Source organism: Neobacillus sp. GCM10023253 (assembly GCF_042653105.1).
Lineage (GTDB): Bacteria > Bacillota > Bacilli > Bacillales > Cytobacillaceae > Neobacillus > Neobacillus citreus.
In genome coordinates this window covers 104,442-117,876 of the sequence record NZ_JBHSHV010000009.1, presented here as the reverse complement: position 1 = coordinate 117,876, position 13,435 = coordinate 104,442, and the positions used below count along the sequence as shown (strand labels likewise).

General features: G+C 40.9%; 12 protein-coding genes. 6 read left to right on the top strand and 6 right to left on the bottom strand.

Going from position 1 to position 13,435, the window contains the following annotated elements:
• The first annotated feature begins 3 nt into the window (after positions 1-3).
• From ACFPA1_RS13310 to odhB, 4 genes are all read left to right on the top strand, one after another.
• A complete protein-coding gene (locus ACFPA1_RS13310; protein ID WP_213145165.1) occupies positions 4-411 on the top strand; it encodes a hypothetical protein in 408 nt (135 codons plus the stop codon).
• Between the two features lie 172 nt (positions 412-583).
• Positions 584-1,654, top strand: a complete 1,071-nt coding sequence (gene mnmH / locus ACFPA1_RS13305) for a tRNA 2-selenouridine(34) synthase MnmH (protein WP_378583602.1) — start codon at positions 584-586, stop codon at positions 1,652-1,654.
• Positions 1,655-1,833: 179 nt separating this feature from the next.
• Entirely contained in the window at positions 1,834-4,689 is a 2,856-nt protein-coding gene (locus tag ACFPA1_RS13300; protein ID WP_378583600.1) for a 2-oxoglutarate dehydrogenase E1 component, read from the top strand.
• Positions 4,676-5,959, top strand: a complete 1,284-nt coding sequence (gene odhB, locus ACFPA1_RS13295) for a 2-oxoglutarate dehydrogenase complex dihydrolipoyllysine-residue succinyltransferase (protein WP_378583597.1) — start codon at positions 4,676-4,678, stop codon at positions 5,957-5,959. The genes ACFPA1_RS13300 and odhB overlap by 14 nt, the downstream gene beginning before the upstream one ends.
• A 55-nt stretch (positions 5,960-6,014) precedes the next feature.
• On the opposite strand, the gene sda is transcribed toward odhB, so the two are convergent.
• Complete coding sequence (gene sda, locus ACFPA1_RS13290) at positions 6,015-6,140, bottom strand: sporulation histidine kinase inhibitor Sda (protein ID WP_378583628.1); 126 nt, start codon at positions 6,138-6,140, stop codon at positions 6,015-6,017.
• 256 nt (positions 6,141-6,396) lie between these two features.
• Here sda and ACFPA1_RS13285 point away from each other — a divergent pair, with 256 nt between their 5' ends.
• A complete protein-coding gene (locus ACFPA1_RS13285) occupies positions 6,397-8,034 on the top strand; it encodes an AMP-binding protein (RefSeq protein WP_378583595.1) in 1,638 nt (545 codons plus the stop codon).
• Between the two features lie 81 nt (positions 8,035-8,115).
• Positions 8,116-8,319, top strand: coding sequence for a DUF6501 family protein (locus tag ACFPA1_RS13280; RefSeq protein ID WP_213145171.1), 204 nt, complete (start codon positions 8,116-8,118; stop codon positions 8,317-8,319).
• 32 nt (positions 8,320-8,351) lie between these two features.
• Here the strand turns inward: ACFPA1_RS13280 and ACFPA1_RS13275 are convergent, their stop codons facing one another.
• The 5 genes from ACFPA1_RS13275 to pflB form a co-directional block, all read right to left on the bottom strand.
• Positions 8,352-8,930 carry a YhcN/YlaJ family sporulation lipoprotein gene (locus ACFPA1_RS13275; protein ID WP_378583593.1) on the bottom strand — a complete coding sequence of 193 codons (579 nt, stop codon included), beginning with the start codon at positions 8,928-8,930 and terminating at the stop codon, positions 8,352-8,354.
• A 112-nt stretch (positions 8,931-9,042) separates the two neighbouring features.
• Complete coding sequence (yidC, locus tag ACFPA1_RS13270; protein WP_213145173.1) at positions 9,043-9,819, bottom strand: membrane protein insertase YidC; 777 nt, start codon at positions 9,817-9,819, stop codon at positions 9,043-9,045.
• 21 nt (positions 9,820-9,840) lie between these two features.
• On the bottom strand, positions 9,841-10,143 hold the full coding sequence (locus ACFPA1_RS13265; RefSeq protein ID WP_241113951.1) for a hypothetical protein: 303 nt from the start codon (positions 10,141-10,143) through the stop codon (positions 9,841-9,843).
• 134 nt (positions 10,144-10,277) lie between these two features.
• Positions 10,278-11,027 (bottom strand): pyruvate formate-lyase-activating protein, encoded by a 750-nt coding sequence (pflA, locus tag ACFPA1_RS13260; RefSeq protein ID WP_378583589.1) that lies wholly within the window; start codon positions 11,025-11,027, stop codon positions 10,278-10,280.
• Between the two features lie 55 nt (positions 11,028-11,082).
• On the bottom strand, positions 11,083-13,308 hold the full coding sequence (gene pflB, locus ACFPA1_RS13255; protein ID WP_213145175.1) for a formate C-acetyltransferase: 2,226 nt from the start codon (positions 13,306-13,308) through the stop codon (positions 11,083-11,085).
• Positions 13,309-13,435 lie beyond the last annotated feature (127 nt).

The window sequence follows — 13,435 nt, the reverse complement described above, 5'->3', positions numbered from 1 at the left end:
AGTATGAGAGTGTCTGAAACAACCAAACAATTATATTCTTTAAGCGTTTCTTTGGAGTGTTTTGAAGGGATTTCTCATCATGTCAGCATAAATTTTCTTAAAGAAAGGTTTGTTTATACCGAATGGAGAAATCAACCGGAGCAGCATTCGGTTTCACCCCTTCCCGTGTTTAAGCCAGGAAGCCTAGAGCAATTTAAAAGAAAAATTTACTCAATGAGAATTTGGGAATGGGAACCAACCTATCAAAAGGAAAATGGAATTGTACTTGACGGAAACTTTTGGACAGTAACCCTGAAAACACAGGAAAAAACCTACGAATTTGGCGGAATGGAGAGCTTTCCGGCTAATTGGGGAAGGTTTCTAAAGGCATTGGAGATGTTGGTTGGAGTACCGTTTGGTAAATTGGTATAATGTAAAATGTTGGATAGAAATCTTAATTTCTTGATAGGCTTGCTTAACTCCTATATAATTTGTATATAATTACTTTAATGAACTTTACTTCAAAAAACTTCCCGGATTGAGGAAGTTTTGTTTGTTTTTCATCAAAATTTAGTAAAACAGTAGCTAGGAGTTTAATGTAAACATGAAGGAAATTACAGTAGAAGATTTATTGAATTTATCTAACCCAATCATTATTGACGTACGTTCACCAATCGAATTTAACGATGGCGCTATTGCAGGAGCGATTAATGTGCCTTTGTTTTCGAATGAGGAGCGTCAGGAAATAGGTACGATTTATAAGCACGAGGGCCAGGCAGCCGCAAAATGGCGGGCAATGGAATTGGTTTCGCCAAAGCTTCCCCGGATGTTGAATGAAATTAAATCCTATTCCGAAAAAGGAGAACTTGTTGTTTACTGTTGGCGCGGCGGTATGCGCAGTAAAGCCGTCGCTACCTTTTTGGAATTTGCAGGTATATATGCATGGCGTTTAATTGGCGGTTATAAAGCCCATCGTCATTTTATCCTTGAGAAAATTCCAGCGATGGTTCCGAATCAGGCTGTCGTCATTCACGGAATGACCGGTGTTGGTAAAACTGAGGTTTTAAAGCAATTGAAAAAACGAGGCTATCCCATTTTGGATTTGGAAGAAATGGCTGCACACAGGGGTTCAATTTTTGGAACAATCGGTCTTAATGAGGGCAATAATCAAAAGACCTTTGATTCTCTATTATTTGATGGGCTTCGGGACATTCAGGGTGCTGATTACTTCCTGGTTGAAGCTGAAAGTAAGCGGATTGGAAAGGCAGTACAGCCTGAAGAATTGATGGATATTAAATTTAAAGGCTTAAACATTTATATCCATTCCCCTCTCGAGCAGCGAGTAAAACATCTGGTATCCGAGTATGTTTTACCATACAAGCAGGAGCCTTGGTTCCATGAAAAAATCTCGCTTGGAATTGAAAAAGTCATCAAGCGTGTTAAGGATATTGAAATTAAAAACACACTTTTGAAATATTTAGAAGAACGGAATTATCGGGATATGATTTCCATTTTGCTCGAGCATTATTATGATCCCCGTTACACTCATGCCAGACAGGACTATATAGGGGATTTTTATGATATTTTTGCAGAAGATCCTTCGGATGCTGCTGAAAAAATTGCGCTAAAGCTGGAAGAGTTATCTTTTTCCCCTGTTATTTCCGTTAATTCATAAGTATATTGTCATAACTTTGCACACGTTTTCGAACGTGTGCTTTTTTCTTTAATTAAGAAATTTTTTGTTCGTGAATGACACACACTAAAATGTAAACATTACATAAAGATATAGTGATTTTGGTTCATGCTGTATTTTGTCAAAGTGAAATTTACATATGTTTTAAGGGGGATTGATGGATGAAGGGGCCTAATGAAAATAGAAAGGCTATTTTGGATGAATTCCTTGGTCCAAATTTAGGTTATGTCATTGACCAATTTGAAAGGTATAAAGAGGACCCAACGGCAATTGAACCGGAAATGAGAATGTTTTTTGAAGAAATGAATGATGAGGAATTTTCCTCCTTCGTATCTATTAAGCTTGATATTCATGAGGGTAAACCGTTACAAACAGAAAAAATATATGCTGCCATAAAACTTGCTGAAAATATCCGAACATTTGGCCATTTGGCTGCCAATATTTATCCATTGGGAAATTATACGCCTGATATTTCTCATCTGGATCTCAATAGCTATGGCTTGACAGAAGAAGATTTAAGGAGTCTTCCCGGGCAGATTATTTCAGAAAATGGACCGGTATCGGGCCAAACTGCATTTCATGCATATATGAAACTCAAAGAAGTGTATACAAAATCGATTGCATATGAATTCGATCATGTCCATGATGTTACGGAAAGAAACTGGCTAATCGAAAGGATTGAAAATGGAAGGCTCCAATCCCCGCTTCCAAAAGAAAAACGAATAGAAATATTAAAAAGGCTAACTGAAGTGGAAGAATTTGAAAAATTCCTTCATAAAACTTTCGTAGGACAGAAGCGATTTTCCATTGAAGGACTGGACGTAATGGTTCCCTTAATCGATGAAATAATCGCCGAAACCGTTCGGGATGGAGCGGAATTTATTAATATTGGAATGGCCCACCGCGGCAGATTAAATGTACTTGCCCATGTTCTAGGCAAACCATATGAGATGATTTTCGCAGAATTTCAGCATGCGCCAAATAAGGAACTTGTTCCTTCTGAAGGGTCAGTTGGGATTAACTTCGGCTGGACCGGTGATGTTAAATACCACCTCGGGTTAAACCGGCAGCTTGCAGGTGAAAATGCAGTAAGGGCAAAAATTACATTGGCTAATAATCCTAGTCACTTGGAATATGTTGGTGCTGTGGTAGAAGGGTTCACGAGAGCAGCACAGGATGATAGAAGCGCATCGGGATACCCAACTGAAGATTATAAGGCTGCTTTGGCCATTCTAATTCATGGCGATGCTGCATTTCCTGGTGAAGGGATTGTGGCTGAAACCTTAAACTTAAGCAGTTTAAGAGGTTATCGTACCGGCGGAACGATTCATATTATCTCCAACAATATGATCGGATTCACAACTGAATCCCATGACTCACGTTCAACAAGGTATGCAAGTGATTTGGCAAAGGGGTTTGAGATTCCAATCATCCATGTTAATGCCGATGACCCGGATGCCTGCATCGCCGCCGCTGTTTTAGCTGCCGAATACAGGTCGGAGTTTAAAAAGGATTTCTTGATTGATTTAATTGGTTATCGTCGTTTTGGTCATAACGAGATGGATGAGCCGATGACAACCAGCCCGCAAATGTATACCATTGTTCAAAAGCATCCTACCGTGAAGGAACTTTACGGGAAGAAACTTGGCAATGAAGGGCTTGTAACGGATGAGGACATAGCAAAAATTCAAAAGGATATTCAGGAACGGCTTGTTAAGGCAAATGATAAGGTGTCTAGAATTAAGCATGATGAAGAAATTACGATACCGGAACCGCCATTATTCAATATAGAGAGAGCAACATATGAAACAAAGGTGCCGCTTGAAACTTTGAAAAAAATGAACGAAGAGCTGCTGCAGTGGCCGCAGGATTTTAAAGTGTTTAATAAACTTGAAAAGATTTTAAACAGAAGAATAGAAGCATTTGATGAAACAGGGAAAGTCGATTGGGCTTTAGCCGAGTCACTTGCTTTTGCCTCTATCTTGGCAGATGGGGTCCCAATCCGCATATCAGGACAAGACACTGAACGCGGAACCTTTGCTCAAAGAAATCTAGTCCTGCACGATTATCAATCAGGTAGGATGTTTCTTCCTCTTCATCAATTATCAATGGCAAAGGCTTCCTTCGCCGTATATAACAGTCCATTAACTGAGGCAGCGGTGGTTGGCTTTGAGTATGGCTATAATGTCTTTTCACCGGAGACTTTAGTGATTTGGGAGGCCCAATATGGGGATTTTGCTAATGCGGCCCAGGTTATGTTTGATCAGTTTATCGCAGCCGGGAGGGCAAAATGGGGACAGAAATCTGGATTGGTTCTCCTTCTTCCACATGGATATGAAGGCCAAGGACCAGAGCATTCTAGTGCGAGGCTGGAGCGATATTTACAGTCTGCTTCCGAAAAAAACTGGGCAGTTGTCAATCTAACCACAGCAGCACAGTATTTCCATCTTTTACGCCGTCAGGCTGCTATGCTCGGTAAGGAGGAAGTAAGGCCCCTTGTGGTCATGTCTCCAAAAAGCTTATTAAGGAATCCGGTAGTATCGTCGTCCGGCTATGATTTAAGTGAAGGGACATTTAGACCGGTCATCGAGCACTTTACACACTCCAGGGATCATCAAAAGGTCGAGCGGATTGTTATGTGTTCGGGAAAAATAGCCATTGACATCTCCGAGCAAACCAAGGATCCAAGCCGATTTGACTGGCTTCAGGTGATTAGGCTGGAGGAAATCTATCCGTTTCCGACAATGGACTTGAAAAATATTTTTGCAAAATACCCGAATATAAATGAAGTGCTTTGGGTTCAGGAAGAGCCTAAAAATATGGGTGCCTGGACGTTCGTAGAACCACGGATTAATGAACTAATCCCTGCTGGAATAAGGGTTGAATTTATTGGCCGCAGGCGCCGGTCAAGCCCTGCTGAAGGCGAACCAAACGTTCATAAATTAATCCAATCAAAAATTCTTGGTGCTGCACTTTCAAGGGCTGAAGAAGGAGGATCTAGCCATGGCAGAAATTAAAGTCCCAGAGTTAGCCGAATCAATCACAGAAGGAACAATTGCTAAGTGGCTAAAAAACACAGGGGAACATGTTGAGAAGGGTGAATATTTAGTTGAGTTGGAAACGGATAAAGTCAATATCGAAATCATATCCGATTTTTCCGGCACACTGACAGAACAGAAATTTTCTGAAGGAGACACCGTACGTGTCGGAGAAACGATCGCTGTGGTTGAAGAGGGCGTGGGGCAAGCCGCTCCTGCTGCTGTCTCAGAACAGGCTCCACAGCCTCCAGCTGCAGTCCTAACAGAGGTTCCGCCTGCACTGCCGAATAATACAGGTTCGGTTGAGACGGCTGGTATACAGCAGGATAGAAAAGAGGAATCAGGAAAGCGCCCAATCGCTTCGCCTGCTGCCCGTAAACTAGCAAGGGAGAAAGGTATCAATTTACAAGAGATTCCGTCATCCGACCCATTAGGAAGATTAAGAAAACAAGATGTCTCATCATTTCAGCCTGGTATGAACCCGGCTGGGCCGTCAGTTCCTAAAAGGGAAGCATCAGTGGAACCGATGAAAGTTGAAAATCCGGCAAAACCAGTTATCAATGAGAGAATGTCCAGACGCCGCCAGACCATTGCTAAGCGGTTGCTCGAGGTAAAGCAGTCAACCGCCATGTTAACAACTTTTAATGAAATTGACATGACAGCGGTAATGGACCTGCGAAAACGCCGGAAGGATAAATTTTTCGAAGAGCATGATGTTCGGCTGGGCTTTATGTCCTTCTTCACAAAAGCTGTAGTTGCTGCATTGAAAAAATACCCTTATTTAAATGCCGAAATTCAAGGAGATCAAATTTTAGTTAAAAAGTTTTATGATATTGGCATTGCTGTAGCGGCAGAAGAAGGTCTAGTCGTACCGGTTGTTAGAGATGCCGACCGAAAATCATTCGCTGAAATTGAAAGTGATATTATGCAGCTTGCTGAAAAAGCAAGAGCAAATAAATTATCATTAAAGGACTTACAAGGAGGCACCTTTACGATCACGAACGGCGGGGTTTTCGGGTCCTTACTTTCAACGCCAATTTTAAACGGGCCTCAGGTTGGGATTCTTGGCATGCACACAATCCAGCTTCGCCCTGTGGCGGTTGACAAGGACAAAATGGAGAATCGCCCGATGATGTATGTTGCCCTTTCTTATGATCACCGAATTGTCGATGGCAAAGAGGCTGTAAGCTTTTTAAGTACAATTAAGAAACTCCTTGAGGACCCGGAAACGTTACTGCTTGAAGGATAATATGTCAAAATAAATTAGGAAAACCGCTGATAATCGGATCAGCGGTTTTTAATGTCTAGCGATTTTTTAATGGCCTTAATCCACGTCGTTCAATTTCATCTTTAAGAATTTTTATCCATTCCTTTTCCTTACCAGACTTCAATGCATCCCGATACGAAAGAATTAGCTGTTCATTACTCATAATCTTCAATTAAGAATGCCCTCCTCGGAAAGTGGATTGAATATTCAGTTTTTACTATTGTAATGGTTTACAATGGATTTGAGAACCCTTACTGATAAAATTTTCACAAATTTGTCATTCTTAATTACGGGCTATGTTTACTATAATTGGAAATATTATATTTAAAAAATATTGAATATTCCAAAAAATATGTTAACATACATTTTGTAAGCGTTTTATTTTATTGAATTGTAAAGTGTTTTAGGGGGTTGTAAGGATGTCGGAATTATTAACTGTAACAGTTGGAGAGCTGTTAGAAGAAAAAGCAAAATTACACCCAGAGCATGAAGCAGTCGTGTATTCAGACCGGAATCTGAGATGGACCTACAGCAGGTTCAACCAAGTTTGCCGGACTGCTGCAAAAGGCTTAATGAAACTTGGAATCGAAAAGGGAGAGCATCTTGCAGCATGGTCGACAAACACTCCTGAGTGGCTGATTACCCAATTTGCTACAGGAAAGATGGGGGCGGTACTGGTTACGGTAAACACAAACTATCGAACAGCAGAATTGGAATATCTTTTAAAACAATCAGACTCCACTACGATTATTTTAATGGATAAAATGAAGGATTCTTCCTATGTCGATATGCTTTACGAAATTGCACCTGAATTAAAAACTTCAGAACCGGGCAGGTTGAAAAGCAGCAAGCTGCCATTCCTTAAGAATGTCATCGTATTGGGGGAGAAGAGATACCCAGGTACCTTTTCATGGGAAGATATTATTCGCTTAGGTGAATTGGTTTCAGATCAAGAACTGGATAACAGGATGAACTCACTTGAACCCGATGATGTGATTAACATGCAGTATACTTCCGGGACAACAGGTTTCCCCAAGGGGGTTATGCTGACCCATAATAATATTGTCAATAATGCCTTAAATATTGCAAATTGCATGAAGCTGACCGTTCAAGACCGCCTTTGCATACCAGTTCCATTTTTTCACTGCTTCGGATGTGTTCTTGGTACAATGGCTTGCATGACTGTAGGAGCTACCATGGTACCGGTACAGGAATTCAGCCCGAAAAAGGTACTTCAGACGGTTCAAGATGAAAAATGCACGGGACTTCACGGTGTTCCGACCATGTTTATCGCGGAATTGAATGATCCTGAGTTTGAAAAGTATAACCTGTCGTCCTTAAGAACCGGGATCATGGCTGGATCAAATTGTCCAATTGAAGTCATGAAAGCCGTTATCGAAAGGATGGGGGCCACGGAAATTACGATTGCCTATGGACAAACAGAGTCCTCACCGGTCATTACCCAGACGCGGACAGATGACCCTATTGAATTACGGGTGGAAACAGTCGGAAAAGCTCTGCCAAATGTCGAAGTGAAAATTGTAGAACCGGGAACGAGTAGGGAAGTGCCGCGCGGTATTCAGGGGGAGCTTTGCACCAGAGGTTACCATGTCATGAGAGGCTACTACAAAAATATTGAGGCAACCACAGAAGCGATTGACCAAGAGGGCTGGCTGCATACAGGTGACTTGGCGGTCATGGATGAAAACGGCTACTGCAAAATTACCGGCCGATTGAAGGATATGATTATAAGAGGCGGAGAAAATATCTATCCCCGTGAAATTGAAGAATTTTTATATACAAATCCCAAGATTTTAGATGTCCAGGTGGTAGGAATCCCCGATGAAGTGTATGGGGAAGAGGTAATGGCCTGGATCATATTAAAAGAAGGGGAGTCGGCGGATGCTGAGGAGGTCAGGGAATTCTGCAAAGGAAAAATCTCGAAACATAAAATCCCGCGGTATATAGAATTTACAGACTCTTATCCAATGACAGCCTCCGGAAAAATACAAAAATACCGGTTAAGGGAGAAGGCAAAAGAAGTAGTGAAAAGATAATATTTTCAATGTTGTTGCACGATACCGGCCCTTTTGATTATACTTAAACTTGGACAATTGAGGAAAAAGGGCGGTGAAAGCATGATTCATCTGACATGGCGTGAACGCGAAACAGTTAAGAAAGTTAAATGTGTGCATACAAACGCTGAAAAATATATGGTAAAAAACATGTTGACTGTTGGAAAAGTGTACGATGTAAAAAATGAAACGGAAGAATTCTATTACATTATTGACAACTCCGGCAAGGTCGGCGGATTTTATAAGGATTATTTTCAAGACGCATAAAAAATGCCTGGCACTTTAAGCCAGGCATTTTTCTATTTTGCATCCGGGAATACACGTCGGATGGTATCTGTAAATTCGTCAAATAAACCGGAAACTGGCCGACCTTTCCGAACGTCTCTTTCAAAACGATTCATTCGTTCATAAAAATCTGGATTAACGGAAACATAGACGTTATCAATATCTGGATCCACTAATTTAACTGTTCTAGAAATTGTATCTTTGACATTGGCTGTAAGTCCATTTCGTGCCGTACGGTTCAGTTTTGCGGCAACATAAGCATTATGATTCGAGACGATAATATTGGCGTGATTTACCTCAGGCAGGTCCGATACCTTGCGGGCTGCTTCCTCGGCAACACGCATTTTGGAACCCGTAGTACTTTGCACATTTGTCCCACGGATATCTTGTTTGTTAATATTTCTATCCAATTCTTGATCGCTGACATCAACACCTGAAATGGCCGGCCCGCCGTGATTTGGAATATTATAATTTACTTTGGCTGGATTTATCTCATTGCGGGTGGCGGTATCGTCATTCACATCATTTCGCGCACAGCCAACTAGGCAGAGACTAAACATGATAGTAGCAGTAAAGAACAGTCTCAATTTCACTTTTTTGCACTCCTTTTTTATAGGTTGTACAAAATTAGGTTGCCAAACATGGAAATAAACTATCCAATGAAAAAAGGAAGCATCTGTGTCGATGCTTCCTTTAAAGAATAGATTATTTTGCCTGCGCTTCTGCAGGTTTTTTTGCATAGAGCTTTTGACTAATCAAGGTTTGAACAGTCAGGAACGTTCCCCCAACAACCCAGTAAAGCGGCAGAGCGGCAGGTGCACTGAAAGAGAACATGACAATCATAAGCGGGGACATTAACCCCATAAATTTCATTTGTTGACGCTGCTGTTCTGGCATGGTTGACTGAGAAACTCTAAATTGGAAATAATAAATAACCCCTGCAATGATAGTGATAACGATATCAGGATGCCCCAAACTAAACCATAAAAATTTATGAGAAGCAATTTCTTGGGAGCCGCGAATTGCATAGTAAAAGCCTGTTAATATCGGCATCTGAATAAGAATTGGAAGGCAGCCCATATTTAATGGGTTAACACCATGCTTTTGATATAGACCCATCATTTCAGCTTGCAGTTCTTGTTTTTTCTTTGCATCCTTTTCGGCCTTCATCTTCTTTTGAATTGCATCCATCTCAGGCTTTAAGGCATCCATTTTTTCTTTCATATGCATTTGATTTTTATATTGTCTTAGCATTAATGGCATTAACACAAGCCTGATGATCAAAGTTACGAAAATAATTGCTAATCCATAGTTTCCGCCAAAAACTTCTGCGAAGAAGTGAATAATTTTTGCAAATGGTTCAACAAAGTACGTATGGAAGAAACCATCATTTTTCCCGCTTTGCTGGGAAGAGCATGCAGATAATAGTAATACAGAAAAAGATAGAATAATTAATAGTAACGATGATTTATGTTTTTTCATATTTCCTCCTAAAGGTATGATTTAGTATAAAGTAGAGAATAAGAAGGAAATTGGCTTTTCAGAATCATCGTCCCGGAAACACGCTTTTCTTCGGATAAATTTAACGATTCTTATTAAAATAATACTAATCGTTAAACTGCTTTTTTTCTTATAAAAAAACAGCGGGTGAATAATTTTTGAGCCGTATGGGTTCGAAAGCGAACCAATTGATGAGGAATCTACACCCAAAGCCCACAAATTTTTTAAAACCAGTCCTAGATAAAGACTCATATAAAGGGCTGTTAAGGTATTAATATCCGAATGATCGATTAATAATTGAAACAAACATTTCACCTCGCATCAGGTAACCAATGATATGAGTATATAAGAGAATAGCCAAATAATCAATTATTGTTGTGATGTTAATGTTTGGGTCTAAATGTTCATGAAAAGTAAAGAACACTTACTCCCGGAAGGAATTAGTGTTCTTTAGGTTTTTGCCAATGTGCAGTTAACATCGTATAGGCAAGATCAACTTTCTCTTCGCTTGGCGGTTCCACATCCTTTAAAGGGTATTCGTGGCCGAGCGCTTCCCATTTATAAACGCCCAGTTTGTGGTAAGGAAGAATTTCAATTTTTCGAACGTTTGCAAGTGTTCCAATGAATTCGCCAAGATTCTTCAAGTCTTCCGGTTCATCAGTTACAGATGGAACTAAAACGTGACGAACCCAAATCGGGACATTTCGGTCTGACAAAAACTTGGCAAACTCGAGAATATGGTCATTGGCCATACCGGTCAACTGGATATGTTTTTTCCTGTTTATATGTTTCAAATCTAGCAATATTAGATCGGTGTAAAGTAACAGTTCTTCAAGCTGTTCGATGAACAGCTTGGAATGGGAAAAGCAGCCCCCGGAGGAATCGATGGTTGTATGGATTCCTTTCTTTTTACATTCCCTAAATAGTTCAATGAGAAAAGGAACCTGCAGGAGGGGTTCACCCCCGCTGACGGTAATGCCGCCTCCTGAGGCTTGGATAAATGGGAGGTAGGATTCCAAATCATCTATGATTTCGGAAACTGTCATTTCCTTTCTGGTGCCGATTTCCCAAGTATCGGCATTATGACAAAATTGGCAGCGCAGCAGACAGCCTTGTGTAAAAATGACATAGCGGATTCCTGGCCCATCTACGGTTCCTAATGTTTCAATAGAATGAATGTTTCCGTTCATGATGATTCTCCTCTCATTAAAAGCAGAGGCTGAAGGGGACAGCCTCTATTCTTTTTTACAACGATTCATGGAAGGTGCGATTGATTACATCAAGCTGCTGTTCTTTTGTTAGCTTAATAAAGTTAACAGCATATCCGGATACGCGGATTGTTAATTGCGGATAAAGCTCCGGATGCTCCATGGCATCTAAAAGTGTTTCCCTGTTAAAGACGTTTATATTTAAATGATGACCTGCTTTAATGGCATAACCATCTAAAATGGACACTAGGTTGCAAATTTGACTTTCTTCTTCCTTACCTAATGCTTTCGGAACGATGGAGAATGTATTGGAAATACCATCCATTGCATAGCTGTATGGAAGCTTGGCAACAGAGGAGAGTGATGCTAATGTCCCTTTTGTATCCCGTCCGTGCATTGGGTTTGCTCCTGGTGCAAACGGTTCGCCAGCGCGGCGGCCATCTGGTGTATTACCTGTTTTCTTACCGTAAACCACGTTAGAAGTGATGGTTAATATTGATAAAGTATGAACAGAGTTGCGATAGGTTTGATGCTTACGCAGCTTTTTCATAAAGCTTTTTACAATTCCAACGGCAATGCTATCTACACGGTCATCATTGTTTCCGTATTTAGGGAAATCGCCGCTTATTTCAAAATCAACAGCAAGGCCGTTTTCATCGCGAATCACTTTCACCTTGCCGTATTTTATCGCGCTGAGCGAGTCGGCAACTACACTTAAACCAGCGATACCAGTTGCCATCGTCCGAATAATCTGCGTATCATGCAGAGCCATCTCAATTCTCTCATAGCTATATTTGTCATGCATATAGTGAATGACATTCAACGTATTAATGTATAGGCCGGCGAGCCATTCCATCATTTGATCGAACTTTTGCATGACCTCATCGAAATCCAAAATATCTGAAGAGATCGGCCGATACTCTGGTCCTACCTGTTTTTTTAATTTTTCATCGACACCGCCGTTGATGGCATATAGCAGTGCTTTTGCCAAGTTGGCACGGGCACCGAAGAACTGCATTTGCTTGCCGATTTCCATGGCGGATACACAGCAGGCAATCCCGTAATCATCACCATATTCAAGGCGCATGATATCATCATTTTCATATTGAATAGAGCTAGTTTTAATGGACATTTTCGCACAATACTTCTTGAAATTTTCAGGAAGCAGTACGGACCATAGTACTGTTAAGTTTGGCTCTGGAGCAGGACCAAGATTATCAAGGGTGTGCAGGAACCGGAACGAGTTTTTTGTAACAAGCGGGCGGCCGTCGATAGCCATACCGCCAATAGACTCTGTTACCCAAGTAGGATCACCGCTGAATAATTCATTGTAATCCGGCGTACGCGCAAATTTGACGAGACGGAGCTTCATTACAAAATGGTCAACTAGTTCTTGAGCTTCTACCTCTGATAAGGTACCGTTTTGTAAGTCTCTTTCGATATAAATATCAAGGAAGGTGGAGACACGGCCAAGGCTCATCGCTGCGCCGTTTTGTTCTTTAATGGCTGCTAAATAGGCAAAGTATAACCATTGGAAGGCCTCGGCGGCATTCTTTGCTGGTCCGGAAATATCGAATCCATAGCTTGCTGCCAGTTCTTTAAGTTCCTTCAAGGCCCGGTATTGCTCAGAAAGCTCTTCGCGCAGCCGGATATTATCTTCAGTCATTACTTTGCTAGTGCTATTGAAATCTTTTTGTTTTTCTTTCATTAAGAAATCGACACCATATAAAGCAACACGGCGGTAATCCCCGATAATTCGACCGCGCCCGTACGCATCCGGCAGACCGGTAATAATCCCTGCTTTTCTGGCTAAAATCATTTCACTCGTATAAGCATCGAAAACACCTTGGTTATGTGTCTTTCGGAATTCGGTAAAAATTCTTTCAATCTCTGGATTTAATTTGTAGCCATATGCTTCACAAGCCTGTTTAGCCATACGAATTCCGCCGAATGGCTGAAGAGAGCGGTTAAATGGCTTATCTGTCTGCACGCCGACTACCTTTTCAAGATCTTCATCCAAGTAGCCTGGGCCATGGGAAGTGATGGTTGATACGGTCTCCGTATCCATTTCTAGGACTCCGCCATTTTCTCTTTCCTGTTTCGTCAATTCCATTACTTGCTGCCATAGATTATTTGTCGAATCTGTAGCACCGGCTAAAAAGCGGTCATCACCTTCATATGGAGAGTAATTTTTTAGAATAAAGTCACGTACGTTAACTTCTTTTGTCCAAGTCCCTTTTGTAAAAGCCTTCCATGCTTCCATGTTTTTTCACCTCTAAATGAAATAAAAATTTATATAACAGATTGGCTATTATTTCTACACTTAAAGTATAACAGGTTAACAATCTGAAATAAGGGATAAATGTTAAGATATTGTGAAATGAAGAATT

Coding starts and splice junctions, on each gene's coding strand:
- ACFPA1_RS13310 (WP_213145165.1), top strand. CDS start 4: ATGAGAGTGTCTGAAACAACCAAACAATTATATTCTTTAAGCGTTTCT.
- mnmH (WP_378583602.1), top strand. CDS start 584: ATGAAGGAAATTACAGTAGAAGATTTATTGAATTTATCTAACCCAATC.
- ACFPA1_RS13300 (WP_378583600.1), top strand. CDS start 1,834: ATGAAGGGGCCTAATGAAAATAGAAAGGCTATTTTGGATGAATTCCTT.
- odhB (WP_378583597.1), top strand. CDS start 4,676: ATGGCAGAAATTAAAGTCCCAGAGTTAGCCGAATCAATCACAGAAGGA.
- sda (WP_378583628.1), bottom strand. CDS start 6,140: ATGAGTAATGAACAGCTAATTCTTTCGTATCGGGATGCATTGAAGTCT.
- ACFPA1_RS13285 (WP_378583595.1), top strand. CDS start 6,397: ATGTCGGAATTATTAACTGTAACAGTTGGAGAGCTGTTAGAAGAAAAA.
- ACFPA1_RS13280 (WP_213145171.1), top strand. CDS start 8,116: ATGATTCATCTGACATGGCGTGAACGCGAAACAGTTAAGAAAGTTAAA.
- yidC (WP_213145173.1), bottom strand. CDS start 9,819: ATGAAAAAACATAAATCATCGTTACTATTAATTATTCTATCTTTTTCT.
- pflA (WP_378583589.1), bottom strand. CDS start 11,027: ATGAACGGAAACATTCATTCTATTGAAACATTAGGAACCGTAGATGGG.
- pflB (WP_213145175.1), bottom strand. CDS start 13,308: ATGGAAGCATGGAAGGCTTTTACAAAAGGGACTTGGACAAAAGAAGTT.